This window comes from Azospirillum sp. UENF 312511, from assembly GCF_058780635.1.
Map to the genome: position 1 here is coordinate 1,563,637 of NZ_JBSNCG010000003.1, position 19,137 is coordinate 1,582,773.

Sequence of the window (19,137 nt, forward strand, 5' to 3'; positions counted from 1 at the left end):
GCCGTGGGAAGGGTGGGGGCAAACGGCCCGTCCGTTACTCGAACGTCTCGTCCTTGTAGGCGCCCCAGAACTCGCCGCGGCTCATCCAGCCGCGATAGCCCTTCAGGTCCACCTCGCACCACTCGCCCTTGCACTTGCGCAGCCAGCCGATCACCCCCGGCTGGGCGCGGGCCACGACGGCGGCGTCGCCGCGCGGCTCCTTGCGGACGGTGCGGATGTCGCCGGTGATGACGATGCTGCGCTTGCCCGACAGCATGCTCTGATGCACCCAGCCCTCGCTGCCTTCCCAGTCGCGGATGCGGCGCCAAGTGTCGAATTCCTGGGTGATCTCCACCGGCATTTCCTTGCGGGTGAACACCCATTCGATGGGGTAGCGCACGTTGGGGCCGGTGCGCGCGTTCACCTCGCCCGAGCGCAGCGACACGAAGCGGGGGATCGGCAGGCCCGAGGCGTGGGTCGGGTCCTTCTCGCGCCGCCCGCCGTCCGACGCGTCGGCGGTGGACGGCGTGACCGGCGCCAAGGCTGCGATGGCCAGCGCCAGAACGGCGAGAGCGCGGCGGATGGCAGACGTCGTCGGCAACGGCAACACCGGCAGCCCCGTGCTGTGGAGATCGGAAGGATTTGAATCGGACGCACTATAATTAGGGGTAGCCGCCGGGAGCAAGCGCAAGGCGCGGGCGGGCGCACGGCATCGGTTCTTGTCACATGGCGGGGCGGCTCATCGGGCTGGCCGCCGCGCCGAATCGTCACTGCCATCTGGACAGCTTACCAACCGCTTGATAGGACAAGCGTCGGCCCGGAATGGGGGAGGCACCGTCTATGACCGAAAAGAAGAAGCCGCTCGTCGTCGTCACCCGGAAACTGCCCGACGTCATCGAGACGCGGATGATGGAGCTGTTCGACGCACGGCTGAACTCCGATGACGAACCCTTGACCCACGCGCAGCTCATCGACGTGGCGCAGACGGCCGACGTGCTGGTTCCCACCGTCACCGACCGGATCGACCGCGAGGTGATCGAGAAGGCCGGGCCGCAGCTCCGCCTCATCGCCTCCTTCGGCACGGGCGTCGACCACATCGACCTGAAGGCGGCGCGGGAGCGCGGCATCAGCGTCACCAACACGCCGGGCGTTCTGACCGAGGACACGGCGGACATGACCATGGCCCTGCTGCTGGCGGTCGGCCGCCGGGTGGCGGAAGGCGAGCGGCTGGTCCGTTCCGGCCAGTGGAAGGGCTGGGGGCCGACGACGATGCTCGGCCACCGCATCCAGGGCAAGCGGCTGGGCATCCTCGGCATGGGCCGCATCGGGCAGGCGCTGGCGCGCCGGGCGCGCGCCTTCGGCATGTCGATCCACTACCACAACCGCCGCCGCGTCTATCCCGACGTCGAGCAGGAGCTTGAGGCCACCTATTGGGAGAGCCTGGACCAGATGCTGGCGCGCATGGACGTGGTGTCCATCAACTGCCCGCACACCCCGGCCACCTACCACCTGCTGTCGGAGCGCCGGCTGAAGCTGCTGCGCCCGCACTGCTTCATCGTCAACACCTCGCGCGGCGAGGTCATCGACGAGACGGCGCTGACCCGGATGCTGTCGAAGGGCGAGATCGCCGGGGCCGGCCTGGACGTGTTCGAGCATGAGCCGGCGGTGAACCCGAAGCTGCTGCGGCTCGACAACGTGGTCCTGCTGCCGCACATGGGCTCCGCCACCATCGAGGGCCGCATCGACATGGGCGAGAAGGTCATCATCAACATCAAGACCTTCGCGGACGGCCACGCCCCGCCCGACCGCGTCCTGGAAACGCTGCTGTAAAGGTGGAGTGTCGATGAGGGCGTCTACAGGACGCCCTCATACAGCACGGCCATGGGGATCTCGATCCCGACCGAGGGGAAGCGCAGCGTTCCATCCCCGATGACGTCGCGGACCACCCAGCTCCGCTCATCCTCGCGGTGCCACAGCTCGGCGCGGCGCTTCGTCGAGTCGAGCAGCAGGATTTCCTGCACCGACGGGATTTCCCGATAGATTGCCAGCTTCCGGCCACGGTCGAACTGGGCGGTGGAGGGCGACAGGATCTCAACGATGATCGTCGGGTCCACCGTCCCCGGCTTGCTCGACGTCGGTCCACACGCAACGGCGACATCGGCCTGGAACCAGGCATCGTCACGATCGGGCAGGTGGATGCCGGCTTCGACCCGCGCCCGGCAGGGCAGGTGGAGACGTTTCCCGAACTCGACGACGATGTTGGCCGCGAGAAGAGCGTGCGCGTCGGACGGCGGCGCCATGGCGACGGGTTGGCCGCCGTCCAGTTCATAGCGGGTGTCCGTTCCGTCATTCCAGACGAGGAACTCATCCACGGTCATCGGGCGGGGTGCCGGATCGCTCATGCCCATGAGTATGGCCCTCTCCCTCGTCGCTTCCAAGTGGGCGCCGTCCAAGGGGCCGCCGCGGTTATTCCGCGGCCAGCCCGCCGCCCAGCTCGATCCGCACCTCGACCACGCCGGGTTCGTCCAGGTTCTCCTTGCGGATGAAGCCGAGCGCGCGGCACATGCCGAGCATGCTGGTGTTCTCGCGCAGGACCTCGCCGTAGACCTCCTTGATCCCGCGGGAGCGGGCGTAGTCCAGGATCTTGTTCATCAGCTGGTAGCCCAGCCCTTGGCCCTTCATGTCCGACCGCACCATCACGGCGTATTCGGCGCGCAGATTGTCGGGATCGGCGGTGATGCGCACCACGCCGTACATGATGGTGTCGCCGGTCTCCGGGTCCGGTCCGACGGCGACCAGACCCATCTCGCGATCGTAGTCCATCTGGGTCAGGCGGGCGGCGGCCTGGTGCGACAGCCGCTTCAGCGGCGCGAAGAAGCGCAGTCGCAAGTCTTCCTGCGTCTGGTTGGCCACCATGTGGTGTACCAGCGGCTCGTCCTCCGGCAGGATGGGGCGGACGAGGAACTGGCGGCCGTCCTTGATGGTGATCCGGTCCTCCAGCCCCTTGGGATAGGGGCGGATGGCCAGACGCTTGGCGCCGGGCAGGGCCGGGACGCCGACCTTGATGCGGGCGTCCAGAGCCAGCACGCCCTCCGCGTCGGCGAGCAGCGGGTTGACGTCCAGCTCGGCGACCTCCGGGAAATCAACGATGAGCTGGGAAATCTTGTTCAGCGTCAGTGCCACCGCCTCCAGATCGACCGCGGCGCGCGAGCGGTAGCCCTGCAGCTGGCGCCAGATGCGGGTGCGGCCCATCAGCTCGGTCGCCAGCTTCATGTTCAGTGGCGGCAGGGCGAGCGCGTAGTCCTCCACCACCTCCACCCCGATGCCGCCCTCGCCGAACAGCAGGACGGGGCCGAACAGCTCGTTCTCGGTCATGCCGACGATCAGCTCGTAGGCGTCGGCGCGCACCGCCATCTCCTGGACGGTGAAACCCTCGATGCGGGCGTCGGGCACCGCCTCGCGCACGCGGGCCAGCATGGCCTCGGCCTCGGCCTTGACCTCCGCCGGCTCGGTCAGGTGCAGAGCGACGCCGCCGACGTCCGACTTGTGGGTGATGTCCGGCGACAGGATCTTCAGCGCCAGCGGCCCGCCGATCATCTCGGCGCAGTGGGCGGCCTCCTCCGGCGTGTCGGCGCGGCGGGTGTCCACCACCGGGACGCCGTAGGCGGCGAGCACGCGCTTGGCCTCATACTCGCTCAGCCAGTCGCGCTTCTCGGCGATGGCGCGGGAGATGATCTTGCGCACCGTGATGCCGTCGGGCTGGAAATCCTCCGGCACCGACGGCGGCGTCTCCATCAGCAGCTCCTGGTTCCGGCGGTATTCCACCAGATGCAGGAAGGCGCGCACCGCGTGGCTGGGCGTGTCGTAGGTGGGGACGCGGTTGGCGGCGAACAGCTTGCGAGCCTCCGCCGCGGTGTTGTCGCCCAGCCAGCTCGTCAGCACCGGGTGCTTGCGCGTCTTGTTGGCGATCATGGTGTCGACCACCGCCTGCGCCGCGGCCCGCCCGTCGGTCACCGCGGTCGGGCAGTTCAGCACCAGCACGGCGTCGTTGTTCGGGTCGGCCATCAGCGCGTTCAGCGCGTCGGCGTAGCGCTTGGGCGGGGCGTCGCCGCCGATGCGCAGCGGGTTGCGGGCGCTGCCGGCGCCCAGCGCCTTCTCCAGCGCGTCCATCGTCTCCGGCGCGAACTGGGCCAGCCGCCCGCCGGAGAGGATCAGGCTGTCGGTCGCCATCACCCCCATGCCGCCGCCGTTGGTCAGGATGGCCAGCCGGTCGCCGGTGATCGGCGACCCGGTGCCCAGCGTGCCCACCGCGTCGAACAGCTCGTCCAGCCCGGTGACGCGCAGGATGCCGGCGCGGCGGAAGGCGGCGTCGTAGACGGCGTCGGACACCGCCAGCGCCCCGGTGTGGGAGGTCGAAGCCTCCAGCGCCTCGTCGGTGCGGCCGGACTTGATGACGATCACCGGCTTCTGGCGGGCGGCGGAGCGCGCCGCCGACATGAACTTCCGCGCGTCGCTGATGCTCTCGATGTAGAGCAGGATGGCGCGCACGGTGGCGTCGCTGGCCAGATAGTCCAGCAGGTCGCCGAAATCGACGTCCGCCTTGTCGCCCATCGAGATCAGGTGGGAGAAGCCGATCCCCCGCGCCGTCGCCCAGTCGGCGATCGACGTCACCACCATGGACGACTGCGCCACCAGCGCCACGTCACCCTTCTTCGGCGTGACGTGGCCGAAGCTGGCGTTGAGCCCGCGGCCCGGCACCATGATGCCCAGGCTGTTGGGACCCAGGACGCGCATCAGGTGGGGCTTCGCCGCCTCGCGCAGGGTCTGGGTCTGCTCCTTGGAAAAGCCGCTGGAGATGACGATGGCCGCCTTGGTCCCGCGCTTGCCCAGCGCCTCGACGGTGGCGGGCACCGTGGCGGCCGGGGTGCAGATCACCGCCAGGTCCGGCGTGACCGGCAGATCGTCCACCGACTTGTAGGTCAGCACCCCCTCGACCGCGCGCTCGCCGGTCACCGGCATGATCGGGCCGTCGAACCCGGCGTTGAACAGGTTGCGGGCCACCACGGCGCCGATGGTGTTCGGCTTTCGGGTCGCCCCGATCAGGGCGATGGAGGCGGGCTTGAACAGGCGGTCGAGGTTGCGAACGGTCATGGCCGGGTTCCGGGGGTTCGTCTCACACAGCAAGGCTCGAACAGCCGCCATTCCGCTAAAGATCGGACCAGGGCCATCGACTTGCAATCAGCGGTAAGGAGGCAATCGCAGGACGGGAACGCGACCGATCGCCGCTCATGTTGCGGTGCAACATACACTTTGGTCATACCTTTGTACAGGCGCCCTTTGTCGCGCCCCCCTCCGGAACGGATATCCCCGCCGCGCATCGGGGCTTGAGCGGGCGGGCGCGATGCTCCACCCTGTTGACCTTCAACGGAAAAAACTGGGAGCGGGAGCCATGAAGGTCGGGATCGTCGGGGCCGGCGCGGTGGGCGCCACGGCGGGATTCGCCATGGTGATGAGCGGTGCGGCCAGCGAGGTCGTGCTGGTCGACATGAACGAGAAGCTGGCGGCGGCCCAGGCGCAGGACATCGCCCACGCCGTGCCCTTCGCCCGCGCCGCCCAGGTGCGCCACGGCGGTTACGCGGCGCTGGCCGGGGCCGGCGTAGTGGTGCTGGCCGCCGGCGTGGCGCAGCGCCCCGGCGAGACGCGCCTGCAGCTGCTGGAGCGCAACGCGGCCGTCTTCGGCGCCATCATCCCGGCGGTCCTGGCGGCGGCGCCCGACGCCATCCTGCTGGTGGCGACCAACCCGCTGGACGTGATGACGCAGATCGCCACCCGCATTTCCGGCCTGCCGCCGTCGCGGGTGATCGGCTCCGGCACGATCCTCGACACCGCGCGGTTCCGCGCGCTGTTGGCCGACCGGCTGGGGGTGACGCCGAAGTCGGTGCACGCCCATGTGGTGGGCGAGCATGGCGATTCGGAAGTCCTGCTGTGGTCCGGCGCCACCGTGGCCTGCCTGTCGGTGGACCGCGGCGCCGAGCGGCTGAAGCGCCCCCTGACCGCCGAGGACCGCGCCGCCATCGACGAGGGCGTGCGCCGGGCCGCCTATCACATCATCGACGGCAAGGGCCACACCGCCTTCGGCATCGCCGGCGGCCTGTCGCGCATCGTGGCGGCCATTGCCGGGGACGAGCGGGCGGTGCTGACCTGCTCCATCCTCAACGACGAGGTTCTGGGGGTGCCGGACGTGGCGCTGTCGCTGCCGCGGGTGATCGGGGCGGGCGGCGTCCTGGAGACGGTGATGCCCGACCTGTCGGAGGAGGAGGCGGCGGCGCTGAAGCGCAGCGCGGACATCCTGAAGGAGGCGGTGACCTCGGTGGAGAAGTCGCTGCCCTGACCGGGTGAGGGAAAAAGCGGGGCCGGTCCGCGTTGCAGGACCGGCCCCGCGCTGCGGAGCCGGCCCTTGCAACCCGTCCAGTCGACAGGCGCGTCAGACCACCGGGCCGAGCTGACCCTTGGTGGCGGCGGCGGCGCGCTCCATGCCTTCCTGGATCTTCTTGGCGGCTTCCTGCTCGTCGCCCCAGCGCAGGATCTTCACCCACTTGCCCTTTTCCAGATCTTTGTAGTGCTGGAAGAAGTGGGCGATCTGCTCGGTGGTGATCTCCGGCAGGTCCTTGTAGGACTTCACGCTGCTGTAGAACGGGTGCAGCTTGTCGACCGGAACGGCCAGCAGCTTCTCGTCCTCGCCGCCCTCGTCCTCCATGAACAGCACGCCGATCGGGCGCGAGCGCAGGACGGCGCCCGGGATGACCGAATGGCGGCCGACCACGCAGACGTCCACCGGGTCGCCGTCACCCGACAGGGTGTGCGGGATGAAGCCGTAGTTGCAGGGGTAGTACATGGCGGTGTGCAGGAAGCGGTCGACGAACATCGCGCCCGACTCCTTGTCGATCTCGTACTTCACCGGCTCGCCGCGCAACGGGATCTCGATGACCACGTTCACGTCCCACGGGGCGTTCTTGCCGACCGGAACCTTGCTGAGATCCATGGAAAACCATCCTTCGACTGCAAAAGCGGGTTGCGCTTGGTTGTGGACGCGGGCCAAAGCTCCCGGCGCCGCGCGCGCGGAGTTTAGGCAGATGCGGGCATAAGTCAAAGCCACTTGCGCAGGTGCGGCAAAGGGACGAGCCTTCGCCATGCCCTGCATCCTCTTTGCGCTGCTCTGTCTCGCCTTTTTTCCCCTTGCGGCACGGGCCGACCCCCCCGCGAAGGCTGTCCACGCCATCGCCATGCATGGCGACCCCGCCTATCCGGCGGATTTCGCGCATTTCGCCTACGTCAATCCCGACGCGCCGAAGGGCGGCACGCTGCGCCAGGCGGTGACCGGCGGCTTCGACACGCTGAACCCCCATGTGGTCAAGGGCGTGCCCGCCCTGGGGCTTGGTTTCGTTTTCGAAACGATGCTGGCCCGCTCGTGGGACGAGCCCTTCTCGCTCTACGGCCTGCTTGCCGAGAGCCTGGAGGTGCCGGAGGACCGCGGCGCTGCCGTCTTCCACCTGAACCCCGCCGCGCGCTGGCACGACGGAACGCCGGTGACCGCCGCCGACGTGCTGTTCTCGCTGGAGGTCCAGCGCGCCCACGGCACGCCGAACCGCCGCCAGTTCTATGCCAAGGTGGCGAGCGCCGCGGCGCCGGAAGACCGCACCGTCCGCTTCGTCTTCGCCACCGGCCCGGACGGTCGTTTCGACCGCGAGATGCCGCTGCTGATGGGGTTGATGCCGATCCATGCCCAGGCGTGGTGGGCGGGGCGGGACTTCGCCGCGACGACGCTCGACCCGCCGCTGGGCAGCGGCCCCTACCGGGTCAAACAGGCGGAGGCCGGACGGCGCATCGTCTACGAGCGGGTGGCCGACTACTGGGGGCGGGACCTGCCGGCGCGGCGCGGGCTGTTCAACGCCGACACGCTGGATTTCACCTATTACCGCGACGACTCGGTGGCTCTGGAGGCGTTCCTGGCCGGGCAGGGCGACGTGCGGCGTGAATCCGATCCCGCCAAATGGGCCACCGGCTACGACGGCCCGGCGCTCCGCGCGGGGCGGATCGTGCTGGAGGAATTGCCGCACCGCCGCCCGGAGTTCACCCGCGGCCTGATCTTCAACACGCGGCGTCCCCTGTTCCACGACATCCGGGTGCGGCGGGCGCTCGGCCTCGCCACCGATTTCGCCTGGATCGGCAAGACCCTGTTCCACGGCGCGTTGGTCCGCACCGCGAGCTACTACCCGAACTCCGAACTGGCGGCGGAGGGACTGCCGGGGCCGGAGGAATTGTCGGTGCTGGAACCCTTCCGCGACCTCCTGCCGCCGGCGCTGTTCACCGAGCCCTTCACCCTGCCGCACACCGACGGCAGCGGCCCGGCGGGGGCGCGGGGCAACCTGCGCGAGGCGCTGCGCCTGCTGGCCGACGCCGGCTGGCGGGTGAGCGGCGGGCGGCTGACCGACGGGGCGGGGCGTCCCTTCGCCTTCGAGATCCTGCTGGGCAACCCGGCGGACGAGCGGGTGGCGCTCGAGTACGCCCGTTCGCTGGAGCGGCTGGGCATCGCCGCCACGGTGCGCACGGTGGACAACGCGCAGTATCAGGGGCGGCTTGATCATTTCGATTTCGACATGACCCTGCGCTGGTGGGTTTCCAGCCTCTCGCCCGGCAACGAGCAGCTTTATTATTACGGGTCCGAGGCGGCGGACCAGCCGGGCAGCCGCAATTACCCCGGCATCCGCGACCCGGCGGTGGACGCCATCGCCGCCTCCATCGCCGAGGCGCGGACGCGCGCCGACCTCGTGGCCCGCGTCCGCGCGCTCGACCGGGTGCTGCTGTGGGGCCACTACATGGTGCCGCTGTTCCACAGCCCAGCCGACCGCATGGCCCGCTGGTCTCGGCTGAAGCACCCGGAAGCGACGCCCCTCTACGGCCCGCTGGTCGAGTCCTGGTGGATCGAGGAGGGCGGCTGAGCCTCCGCATGTCCACCATGATTCTGCCCGCCATGGACCCGGTGGGCGTGCAGGATCACATCGACCACGGCGTCCAGGTCGGTGAAGCGGTCGGTGTTGACGATCAGGTCGTACTGCAGCGGATCGCCGTTGGAGACCTTGAAGAACTCCTTGAAATACTTGGCGCGGGCGGCGTTGACCCGCTGCACCTCATGCAGCGCGTCGGCGACCTTGGCGGGATCGCCGCCGGCCAGCCGCGCGGCGCAGACCTCGTCCGAGCCGACGATGCGGACGCGGAAGCGCGGCGCCCCGCGCAGCAGCAGATGCGCCCCACGCCCGACGATCACCCCGCCGCGGAAGGCGATGCCGTTGACCACGCGGGTCAGCAGCCGCTGATACTCGGTCAGCGGGTCGTGCAGCCCCATCAGGCTGGCGTAGAGGAACATCCCCGTCCGCCCCGGCAGCTTCTCGTCGAGCTGGCGCATCAGCGCGGGGTCGGAGGTGGCCGTCGCCACCACGGCGTCGAGGATCTCCTTGTCGAAGCAGGACACCCCCAGCGACTTGGCGAGCTTCGCCGCGATCGCCTCGCCGCCGGTGCCGTGCTCGCGGGCGATGGTGACGACGGGGGGCGGCGACTCCAGCGGGCCGGAGCGGGGCCGGTGCGGCTGGAGCTGGTCGGTTCGGATGTAGGTCAGAAGCGCCTGGAAGTCGTCGCGGGCCATGGCTTCCCTCCGCGAACGGTTGCGACGGTTCCAGTGTCCGACCGGGCGGCGGCGGGGTCAACGGCGCCCAAGGGGGAGGGGCACGCCGTCGCACCCCTTCCGCGCGCCGCCGAAAGAGACCCTACAGCACCCGGACCGCGATCACCGTCAGCAGGACGACGATGATCCACAGGGCGATGCGCTCGCTGATCCGGCGTTCCACCCAGCGGTCGAGCATGTGCTTGACCGAATGCGGGTGCAGGCGCAGGCCGCCGTCGGCGAGCTGGGAGGCCGCGCGTTCGGCCTGGTTCACCAGACGGGGCAGGCGGCGGAACGTCGAGACCACGGCCTCCAGATCGTCGAGAACCTGGGCTTCCGGCCCGCGGTTCTCGCGCATCCAGTCCTCGATCAGCGGGCGCGCCAGCTCCCACATGTTGATGTCGGGGTTCAGGATGCGGCCCACCCCCTCCGCCGTCAGCATGCTCTTCTGGAGCAGGAGGAGCTGCGGCTGGGTCTCCATCTCGAACTGCTCGGTCACCGCGAAGAGCTGGGCGAGCAGCCGGCCGACGGAAATCTCGCTCAGCGGCTTGTTCTGCAACGGCTCGCCGATGGCGCGGCAGGCCTGGGTGAAGACCTCGATCGACTGGTGGCGGGGGACATAGCCCGCCTCGAAATGCACCACCGCGACGCGGCGGTAGTCGCCGGTCAGGAAGCCGATGAGCATGTCGGCGAGGTAGGTTCGCGTCGCCCGGTCCAGCCGGCCCATGATGCCGAAATCGACGGCGGTGATGTTGCCGTCCTGGGTGACGAACAGGTTGCCCGGATGCAGGTCGGCGTGGAAGAAGCCGTCGCGGAACACCTGGTTGAAGAAGCTGGCCGAAGCCTTGGCCAGGATCTCGTCGCGGTCGAAGCCGGCGGCGTCGAGCCTTTCCGACTCGTCCACCTTGAAGCCGCGGATGCGCTCCAGCGTCAGGACGCGGCGCGCCGTGCGGTCCCAGTCGATGGCCGGGACGTTGAAGGTGGGGTCGTCCTTGAAGTTGTCGCCCAGCTCTGACGCCGCTGCGGCTTCCATCCGCAGCTCCATCTCCAGGCGGGAGGTGCGGGCGAAGGTGTCCACCACCTCGCGCGGGCGCAGCCGCTTTAGCTTGGGCATGACCGCAACGGCCAGCTCGGCCAGCCAGTAGAACAGGTCGATGTCCCGCTCGAAGGCGTTCTCGATGCCCGGCCGCAGCACCTTCACCGCGACCTCCCGCCCGTCGGCGGTGACGGCGAAATGCACCTGCGCGATGGAGGCGGCGGCGACCGGCACCTCGTCGAAGCTGCGGAACAGCTTGCCGATGGGGGCGCCCAGCTCCTCCTCGACAATAGCGCGGGCCTGGGCGCCGGGGAAGGGCGGCAGCTTGTCCTGAAGCTCGGCCAAGTCCAGCGCCATCCGCTCACCGACGAGGTCGGAGCGGGTGGACAGCAGCTGCCCCAGCTTGATGTAGGTCGGTCCCAGATCGGCCAGCGCGCGGGCCAGCCGCTGGCCGACGCGGCCCGGCTCCTTGGCGTTGCCGACCCAGCGCCAGAACAGCGCGAAGCCGGGGGCGGTCTGCGGCAGCGTTTCCGGCAGCGCGTTGTAGCGCGCCAGCGTGCGGCCGATCACGAAGAGGCGGCCGATGTTTCGGGCGGTCCGGAACAGCATCCGGTCAGATCCGCCAGCCGGAATGGATGGCGGCGATGCCGCCCGTCAGGTTGCGCACGCGCACCGCGCCGAAGCCCGCCGCCTCGATGCGCTTGACCAGGGCCTGCTGCTCGGGGAAGCGGCGGATGCTCTCCGCCAGATAGCGGTAGCTGTCCTCGTCCCCGGCCACCATGCGGCCGAGCCGCGGCAGGACCTGGAAGGAATAGACGTCGTAGATCTCGCGCAGGACCGGAAGGACCACGTGGCTGAACTCCAGGCAGAAGAACTTTCCGCCGGGCTTCAACACGCGGCGCGCCTCGGAAAGCGCGGCGTCGATGCGCGTGACGTTGCGAAGGCCGAACGCAATCGTATAGGCGTCCACCGAACGGGAGGCGATGGGCAGCCTTTCGGCGTCGCCGACCGTCCAATTCACGCCGGTCAGCAGGTTGCGGTCGTAGGAACGGTCGCGCCCGACGCGGACCATCGACTCGGTGATGTCGCAGACCACGGCCCGCCCGCCGCCGCGCTCCAGAAAGCGGAAGGCGATGTCGCCGGTGCCGCCCGCCACGTCCAGCAGCGTCATGTCGGCGCGCGGGGCGACCATCTCCATCAGCGTGTCCTTCCACAGCCGGTGGATGCCGCCCGACATCAGGTCGTTCATCAGGTCGTAGCGCCCGGCCACGCTGTCGAAGACGGCGCGGACGAGGCCGGACTTGGCGTCGGGATCGACGGGGCGGTAGCCGAACCAGTTCCCTTCGGCCCCGGCGGACACGCCGGTGGCCTGGGCCGGAGCTGCGGGCTGGGACGGGGCGGAGGGGGTGCGCGGATCGGTCATGGCGCGCAACATAGCGCGCGACCTGGGCTTGCGCCAGCCGGGGCGTTGCCGTGACGCACCCCCGGCGCGCGGTTTTTGCGGGCTTGACCCCGCGCCCCGCCTTCGCCACCGTGCCGGCCGGTGGACGACGGCGGACGGACGGGGACCATGGCCACGCTGCAGGAAGCCCTGCTGATCGCTTTCGACCTCCAGCGGGAGGGGCGCTTCGCCGAGGCTGACTCGGTCTACGGGCAGATCCTCGACGCTGTTCCCGGCCACCCGCCGGCCCTGCATCTGCGCGGCCTTCTCCTCGCCCAATGCGGGCGCTTGGAGGAGGGCTGCGCACTGGTCGAACAGGCCATCGCCGGGGATGGAGGCCAGCCCGACCTGCACGCCAATCACGCCAACCTGCTGGAGGCGCTGGGCCGCTTCGGCGCGGCGGCGGAGGCGCTGGCCCGCGCCGCCGCCCTCGATGCGGAACGGGTGGCGCTTCTCAACAATTTCGCGCTGCGCCGGCTGGCCGCCGACGATCCGGCCCCGGCGGAACAGGCCCTGCGCGCGGCCGTGGTCCTCCGGCCGGAACTGGCCGATCCGCGCATCAACCACGCCGAGGCGCTGAACGCGCTGGGCCGCGCGGAGGAGGCGCTGACCCAGCGGCGGATCGCCGCGCTGCTGGCCCCGGACGACGCCGCCCTGCTGGGGGCGCTGGCCCTGCGGCCCGACGCCGCGGAGGCCGACCTGCGCCGCGCCCTGCGGCTCGACCCGGAACGGGCGGTGCTGTGGAACCAGCTGGGCGCGCGGCGGAAGGACCGCGGCGCGCTGTCTTCCGCCCGCGACGCCTATGAGCGCGGTCTGGCGCTGGACCCCGCCGACGCCGCCCTGTGGAACAACCGGGCCAATGTGCGCAAGGGGCAGGGCGATGCGGAGGGCGCGCGGGGCATCCTGCGGCGGGCGGCGGCGCTCCAGCCGGACTTGGCGGCCATCCGCAACAACCTCGCCGACGCCCACGCGCTTTGCGGCGATCCGGCGGCGGCGCTGGCCGAGGCGGAGGCGGCGCTCACCCACGACCCCGCTCTGGCCGACGCGCGGCTGGCGCGGGCCGCGGCGTTGCTGGCGCTCGGGCGCTTCGCGGAGGGCTGGGACGCCTGGGAGGACCGCTGGACCGCCGAACCCTGGTGCCGCACCGTCGGACGCTTCCCGCAGCCGCTGTGGAGCGGGCAGCCGCTGGGCGGCGGGCGGCTGCTCGTCTGGGGTGAGCAGGGGGTGGGCGACGAGCTGATGTTCGCCATGCTGCTCCCCTTGTTGACGCAATCGTCAACAGATAAGGCGCAATCATCAACGGGGGCTTCGGTGGGCTGCCTGCTGGAGTGCGACGCCCGGCTGGCGACGCTGTTCGCCCGCGCGCTGCCGGGGGTGGAGGTGGTGCCGCGCGGCCCGCGGCCGGACCCGCGCCTGTCGGCTCCGGACATCGCCGCGCAGATCCCGTCGGGAAGCCTGCCGCGCCTGCTGCTGCGCGCCGAGGAGGATTTCCGCCGGCTCCGTCCGATCCTGGCGCCCGATCCGGAGCGGACACCGGCGCTTCGGCGGACCGGCGGGCGTCCCCTGGTCGGGATCGCGTGGCACACCACCAACCCGAAATGGGGACGCCTGCGCAACGTGCCGCTGGCCAAACTGGCGCGCCGGCTCGATGCGGCGGGCGCCGACATGGTCGTCCTGCAATACGGCGACTGGACGGCGGAGGTGGCCGCGCTGGCGGCCGACGGCGTGGCCGTCGCGCTGCCGCCTGGGCTGGACCGCAAGGACGACCTGGAGGGGCTGGCCGCGCAGATCGCCGCCACCGACCTCGTCGTCACCATCGACAACGCCACCGCCCATCTCGCCGGCGCGCTGGGCCATCCGGTTTGGGTGCTGCTCTCCCACGCGGCGGACTGGCGCTGGCTGGTCGGCCGGGACGCCTCGCCCTGGTACCCCTCGGCCCGCCTGTTCCGGCGGACGGCGGCGGGGGACTGGCGGGCGCCGCTGGGGGCCGTGGCCGAGCGGCTGCGCGCCCTTTTCCCGTAGGTCTGCTACCCTTCGCACCCTTCACCATCCAGCGCGGACACACGCGGACACATGGCGACAATCGCGGAAGCCCTGGCCATCGCCTTCGACCATCACGAGTCCGGCCGTTTGGCCGAGGCCGAGATCCTCTATGGCCGCATCCTCGACGCCGATCCCCATCAGGCGACCGCGCTGCATCTGCTGGGCGTGCTCTACGGCCAGACGGACCGGCCAAAACTGGCGGCGGCGCTGTTCGTCGGGGCGATCGGGCTGGTCCCCGATGACCCGGGGCTGCGCTACGACCTCGCCCGCGTCCGGCTGATCCTGAAGGACGGGGAGGGGGCGGTGGCCGCCCTGCGGCGGACGCTGGCCCTTCAGCCCGACCACGCGGCGGCGCTGTTCCAGCTCGCCCTGGCCTGCCGCAGCGTCGGGCGGCACGGCGAGTCGCTGCGGGTGCTGGAACGGCTCCTGACGCTCCAGCCTGACAGCCTGGAGGCGCGCTACCTCGCCGACCGCGCGGTGGAGCGGGAGGGACGGGCGCTTTTGGAGCGTGGGGAGATCGGGCGGGCGGTGGCGCGGCTCACCCGCCCGGTGGCGGAGGCTGTGGGCGTGCCGATCCTCTCCGCCCACGCCGCCGCCCTCTACCGCGATGGCCGGACGGGGGAGGCCGCCCGGCTGCTGCGCGGGATGCTCGCCGTCCTGCCGGCAGAGGCCATGGCGCTGTGGAACCTGTCGCTGGGCCGGCTCGACGGCGGCGGCGGCGGTAGCGGCGACGCGGCGGCGGCGGAACGGCTGGCCCGCCGGGCGCGCGCCCTCGCCCCGCAGGAGGCGGAAGCCCACGCCAAGCTGGGGCTGGCGCTGGCCGCCCAGGGGCGGCGGGCGGCGGCGGCGGTGGCCGCGCGCGCGGCGCTGGCCTGCGATCCGGCGCACGCGCCGTCCCTGTCCAACCTCGGCGCGCTGCTCGTCCAGACGGAGTGCGGGCAGGCCCTGCGGCTGGCCGACCGGGCGCTGCGGCTGGCCCCGGATCTGGGCGAGGCCCAGGTGGTTCGCGGCGATGCCCTGGTGCATCTCGACCGCCCGCGGGAGGCGGAGGAGGCCTTCCGCAGCGCGTTGCGCGTGGCGCCGCAACTGGTCGTCGCCCATTGGAATCTGTCCCATTTGCTGCTGCGGCTGGGCGATTACGCCGCCGGCTGGGCGGAGTACGAGTGGCGCTGGCGCAGCGAGGCCCTGGCCGGGCAGCGCCGGCCCTTCCGCCAACCGCTGTGGGACGGCACGGGCCTGGCGGGGCGGACCATCCTGATCCACGCGGAACAGGGGCTGGGCGACACCATCCAGTTCGTCCGCTTCCTCGACGCGGTTCTGCGGGCCGGACCGGGGCGCGTCTATCTGGAGGCGCATGGCCCGCTGCTGTCCCTGCTGGAGCGCAACACCGACCCGGCGCGGGTGACGGTGATCCCGCGGGCCTCCGACTTTCCGGGGGTGGGCGGGTTGCCCGACACCGACGTCCAGATCCCGCTGATGAGCCTGGCCGGCCTGTTCTGCCCGAGCCTGGAGGCGATCCCCGCCCGCGTGCCCTATCTGCGTCCCGATCCGCGGCGCGCCGCCGCTTGGAGCGAGCGGCTGGCGGACGGGCAACCGACGGGTGGGCTGCGGGTCGGGCTGGTCTGGGCGGGCAACCCGTCCTTCCACGGCGACGCGCAGCGCTCGCCCCGGCTGGCCGGGCTGCGGCCGGTGCTGGATGTGCCGGGCGTGCGTTTCTTCGGTCTGCAGAAGGGGCCGGGGCGGGAGGATCTGGACGGGATGGACCTGCCGTCCTCCTTCACCGACCTGGGGCCGGACATCGCCGATGTCGCCGACACCGCGGCGATCATGGCCAACCTGGACCTCGTCATTTCCTCCTGCACCGGGCCGGCCCATCTGACCGGGGCGCTGGGGGTGCCGGTGTGGGTCGTGCTGCCGCACCCGGCGGACTGGCGCTGGCTGATGGAACGGGACGACAGCCCCTGGTACCCCACCGCCCGCCTGTTCCGCCAGACCCGGAGCGGCGACTGGTCCGGCCCGGCGGAGGCGGTGGCGCGGGCCTTGCGGGGGCTGGTGGACGGTTTGGAGGGCTGAAGGCGCCCCTTGCGTCAACCGGCGCTTCCCACCATCCTCCTTGCCATCATGCCCGAACTTCCCGAAGTCGAAACCGTCTGCCGTGGCCTCGCCCCGCATCTGGAGGGGCGGACCCTGGTCCAGGTGCTCCAGCGCCGCGCCAACCTGCGCGTTCCCTTTCCGGACGGCTTCTGCGAGCGGCTGACCGGCCGCCGCGTCGAGTCGGTGCGCCGCCGCGCCAAATACATCCTGGTCCATCTCGACGACGGGACGGTGCTGATCGCCCATCTCGGCATGTCGGGCCGCATGATCATCACGCCGGAGCGCCCCGACGCCTGGGACGCCCACGACCATGTCGTGCTGGAGACCGACGTCGGGACGGTGGTGACCTTCAACGACGCCCGCCGCTTCGGCCTGATGGACCTCGCCATGGCGGAGACGCTCGCCGAGCACCCGCTGCTGCGCGCGCTGGGGCCGGAGCCGCTGGGCAATGAATTCTCCGGACCGGTGCTGGCCGCACGGCTGGCCGGGCGGATGACCAGCGTCAAGGCCGCCCTGCTGGACCAGAGCGTGGTCGCCGGGCTCGGCAACATCTACGTGTCGGAGGCGCTGTTCCTCGCCCGCCTCAGCCCCACGCGCATCGCCGCCACGGTGACCGGCGCGAAGGCGGAGCGGCTGGCCACGGCGATCCGCGCGGTTCTGGAGCGGGCCATCGCCGCGGGGGGATCGTCCTTGCGCGACTACCGGCAGGCGTCGGGGGAACTCGGCTATTTCCAGCACCAGTTCTCGGTCTACGACCGCGAGGGCGCGCCCTGCCCAGGCTGCACCTGCGACGTGGCGAAGACCGGGGGCGTCCGCCGGATCGTCCAGGCGGGCCGTTCGACTTTCTATTGTCCGCAACGCCAGCGTTGATATAGGTGGAAGGTATGACGGCTCCATCGGCCACCGCGAGGGCGACGCTCGCCGCCCTCCTCCTCGCCGGCCCCGCCCTTGCGGGTCTGGCCGGGGTTCCTTTGCCCGCAACCTTGTCCGCCTGGGCGGCCCCCGCTTGGGCAGCCGACTCCGCCCGTTACGTCGAAGGCATGGGGGACGTGCCGGTCATGCCGGGCCTCGCCCCCGCCGAGGAGGCGCCGCTGGTCTTCGACAAGCCCGCCGGACGCATCGCGCAGTCCGTCATGGCGGGGGCCATGGACCGCAACGCGGTCCTGTCCTTCTACAACCAGACCATGCCGCAGCTCGGCTGGAGCCGCGCCCCGCAACGGGCGGGCGGAAGCGCCAGTTTCCTGCGGGAGGGCGAGGAGCTGCGCCTGGAATTCGTCGAGCCGGCCCCCGCCGTCCAGAAGGCGGCGGCCACGGTGGTCCGCTTCTCGCTGATTCCGCGCTGATCCTCCAATAAGAGACCAAGAGCAAACCAGAAGCACCCCCGCCCGGAGCGAGGGGGCAAACCACGGGAGCCTGCTGCATCATGCCGTACGAAACCATTCTTGTCGAAACCCGCGGACCGGTCGGGCTCGTCACGCTGAACCGGCCCAAGGCGCTGAACGCGCTGTCCGACCTGCTGGTGACCGAGCTGGGCCAGGCGCTGGACGCGCTGGAGGCCGACGACTCCGTCGGCGCCATCGTGGTCACGGGTTCGGAGAAGGCTTTCGCCGCCGGCGCCGACATCAAGGAGATGCAGAACTTCTCCTACATGGACGTCTACAAGGCCAACTTCATCACCGCCAAGTGGGAGCGGCTGGCCAAGTGCCGCAAGCCGACCATCGCCGCGGTCGCCGGCTACGCTCTGGGCGGCGGCTGCGAGCTGGCGATGATGGCCGACTTCATCCTGGCCGCCGACACCGCCAAGTTCGGCCAGCCGGAGATCACCATCGGCACCATCCCCGGCGCCGGCGGCACGCAGCGCCTGACCCGCTTCGTCGGCAAGTCCAAGGCCATGGAGATGTGCCTGACCGGCCGCCTGATGGACGCCGCCGAGGCCGAGCGCGCCGGCCTCGTCAGCCGCGTCGTGCCGGCGGCGGAGTTGGTGGACGAAGCGGTGAAGGTCGCCGAGAAGATCGCCAAGCTCTCGCGCCCGGTCGTCATGATGGCCAAGGACGCCGTCAACGCCGCCTACGAGACGACCATGTCCGAGGGCATCCGGGTCGAGCGCCGAATCTTCCACGCCACTTTTGCCGTCGAAGACCAGAAGGAAGGCATGGCCGCCTTCGCCGAAAAGCGTCAGCCGGATTGGAAGCATCGCTGACATCCCCCAACTCCTCCCCCGTATCTAGCGGGGGAGGACCAGAAATCCGTCAAGATCTCGTAATCTTTCCTTTGCCGAAAAACAGTGTTGGACGGTGCCTTGACTCTCATTCGGCTGGAGCGTATAAGGCCCCCTCGCACTGGGACAGGCGTGTCGTCCGGAGTAGGGTTTTCATGGCCAATCATAAGTCTGCTGAAAAGCGCATTCGTCAAACCGCGCGTCGTACGGAGATCAACCGTAACCGCGTCAGCCGTATCCGCACCTTCGTGAAGAAGGTCGAGACGGCGATCTCGTCCGGCAACAAGGCTGAAGCCGCTGAGGCTTTCAAGGCCGCGCAGCCGGAAATGATGCGTGGAGCCTCCAAGGGCGTTCTGCACAAGAACACCGTGTCGCGCAAGCTGTCGCGCCTGTCGGCCCGCATCAAGGCTCTCTGAGTTTACTCGGCGTTATAAAGCCGCGCACCAGGTCTGGGCGCGGCTTTTTGCGTTTTTGGTAAGTACAGTCTCCGTTCTTTCCGAGTCCTCCGGCAGAACTCCGGTGGGGCAGGGGATCGCGGCTGCTGGACGGCGAGTCGCCTCCGGCGGTCCTGGTCTTTGGCAAAGGCAGGGGCGGGTTTCGGAAACGCT

General features: G+C 70.5%; 16 protein-coding genes. 9 read left to right on the forward strand and 7 right to left on the reverse strand.

Going from position 1 to position 19,137, the window contains the following annotated elements; genetic code table 11:
• Positions 1 to 34: 34 nt before the first annotated feature.
• A complete protein-coding gene (locus ACWPN7_RS18740; RefSeq protein ID WP_038530340.1) occupies positions 35 to 589 on the reverse strand; it encodes an SH3 domain-containing protein in 555 nt (184 codons plus the stop codon).
• A gap of 230 nt (positions 590 to 819) precedes the next feature.
• Between ACWPN7_RS18740 and ACWPN7_RS18745 the strand changes: the two genes are divergently transcribed.
• Positions 820 to 1,809, forward strand: coding sequence for a 2-hydroxyacid dehydrogenase (locus ACWPN7_RS18745; protein WP_038530341.1), 990 nt, complete (start codon positions 820 to 822; stop codon positions 1,807 to 1,809).
• A 23-nt stretch (positions 1,810 to 1,832) separates the two neighbouring features.
• Here ACWPN7_RS18745 and ACWPN7_RS18750 read toward each other — a convergent pair whose 3' ends face one another.
• Together ACWPN7_RS18750 and ACWPN7_RS18755 are read right to left on the reverse strand one after the other, a co-directional pair.
• Positions 1,833 to 2,387, reverse strand: a complete 555-nt coding sequence (locus ACWPN7_RS18750) for a Uma2 family endonuclease (protein ID WP_038530344.1) — start codon at positions 2,385 to 2,387, stop codon at positions 1,833 to 1,835.
• A 58-nt stretch (positions 2,388 to 2,445) separates the two neighbouring features.
• A complete protein-coding gene (locus ACWPN7_RS18755; protein ID WP_038530347.1) occupies positions 2,446 to 5,130 on the reverse strand; it encodes a bifunctional acetate--CoA ligase family protein/GNAT family N-acetyltransferase in 2,685 nt (894 codons plus the stop codon).
• A 298-nt stretch (positions 5,131 to 5,428) separates the two neighbouring features.
• On the opposite strand from ACWPN7_RS18755, the gene ACWPN7_RS18760 reads away from it, so the two are divergent.
• Positions 5,429 to 6,370, forward strand: coding sequence for an L-lactate dehydrogenase (locus tag ACWPN7_RS18760; RefSeq protein ID WP_459196115.1), 942 nt, complete (start codon positions 5,429 to 5,431; stop codon positions 6,368 to 6,370).
• Positions 6,371 to 6,463: 93 nt separating this feature from the next.
• On the opposite strand, the gene ppa is transcribed toward ACWPN7_RS18760, so the two are convergent.
• A complete protein-coding gene (ppa, locus tag ACWPN7_RS18765; RefSeq protein ID WP_035670072.1) occupies positions 6,464 to 7,021 on the reverse strand; it encodes an inorganic diphosphatase in 558 nt (185 codons plus the stop codon).
• A gap of 148 nt (positions 7,022 to 7,169) precedes the next feature.
• Between ppa and ACWPN7_RS18770 the strand changes: the two genes are divergently transcribed.
• A complete protein-coding gene (locus ACWPN7_RS18770; protein ID WP_492273408.1) occupies positions 7,170 to 8,978 on the forward strand; it encodes an extracellular solute-binding protein in 1,809 nt (602 codons plus the stop codon).
• Here the strand turns inward: ACWPN7_RS18770 and ACWPN7_RS18775 are convergent.
• The 3 genes from ACWPN7_RS18775 to ACWPN7_RS18785 all read right to left on the reverse strand — a co-directional run bounded on the left by ACWPN7_RS18775 (position 8,933) and on the right by ACWPN7_RS18785 (position 12,156).
• Positions 8,933 to 9,679 (reverse strand): cytidylate kinase-like family protein, encoded by a 747-nt coding sequence (locus tag ACWPN7_RS18775; RefSeq protein WP_038530356.1) that lies wholly within the window; start codon positions 9,677 to 9,679, stop codon positions 8,933 to 8,935. The genes ACWPN7_RS18770 and ACWPN7_RS18775 overlap by 46 nt on opposite strands.
• Before the next feature lie 121 nt (positions 9,680 to 9,800).
• A complete protein-coding gene (gene ubiB / locus ACWPN7_RS18780) occupies positions 9,801 to 11,342 on the reverse strand; it encodes a 2-polyprenylphenol 6-hydroxylase (protein WP_247881596.1) in 1,542 nt (513 codons plus the stop codon).
• Positions 11,343 to 11,346: 4 nt separating this feature from the next.
• Positions 11,347 to 12,156 carry a class I SAM-dependent methyltransferase gene (locus tag ACWPN7_RS18785; protein WP_246472384.1) on the reverse strand — a complete coding sequence of 270 codons (810 nt, stop codon included), beginning with the start codon at positions 12,154 to 12,156 and terminating at the stop codon, positions 11,347 to 11,349.
• Positions 12,157 to 12,303: 147 nt separating this feature from the next.
• Here ACWPN7_RS18785 and ACWPN7_RS18790 point away from each other — a divergent pair, with 147 nt between their 5' ends.
• From ACWPN7_RS18790 to rpsT, 6 genes are all read left to right on the forward strand, one after another.
• A complete protein-coding gene (locus ACWPN7_RS18790) occupies positions 12,304 to 14,196 on the forward strand; it encodes a glycosyltransferase family 9 protein (RefSeq protein ID WP_459196114.1) in 1,893 nt (630 codons plus the stop codon).
• Positions 14,197 to 14,247: 51 nt separating this feature from the next.
• The gene (locus ACWPN7_RS18795) at positions 14,248 to 16,290 is read left to right on the forward strand and encodes a tetratricopeptide repeat protein (protein ID WP_492273409.1); all 2,043 of its coding nucleotides are present in this window, start codon (positions 14,248 to 14,250) and stop codon (positions 16,288 to 16,290) included.
• Positions 16,291 to 16,338: 48 nt separating this feature from the next.
• Positions 16,339 to 17,181, forward strand: coding sequence for a bifunctional DNA-formamidopyrimidine glycosylase/DNA-(apurinic or apyrimidinic site) lyase (mutM, locus tag ACWPN7_RS18800; protein ID WP_459196181.1), 843 nt, complete (start codon positions 16,339 to 16,341; stop codon positions 17,179 to 17,181).
• A 14-nt stretch (positions 17,182 to 17,195) separates the two neighbouring features.
• Positions 17,196 to 17,654, forward strand: coding sequence for a hypothetical protein (locus ACWPN7_RS18805; protein WP_459196112.1), 459 nt, complete (start codon positions 17,196 to 17,198; stop codon positions 17,652 to 17,654).
• A gap of 80 nt (positions 17,655 to 17,734) precedes the next feature.
• Positions 17,735 to 18,511 carry an enoyl-CoA hydratase gene (locus ACWPN7_RS18810; protein ID WP_038530361.1) on the forward strand — a complete coding sequence of 259 codons (777 nt, stop codon included), beginning with the start codon at positions 17,735 to 17,737 and terminating at the stop codon, positions 18,509 to 18,511.
• Between the two features lie 173 nt (positions 18,512 to 18,684).
• On the forward strand, positions 18,685 to 18,945 hold the full coding sequence (gene rpsT / locus ACWPN7_RS18815; protein ID WP_014238814.1) for a 30S ribosomal protein S20: 261 nt from the start codon (positions 18,685 to 18,687) through the stop codon (positions 18,943 to 18,945).
• Positions 18,946 to 19,137 lie beyond the last annotated feature (192 nt).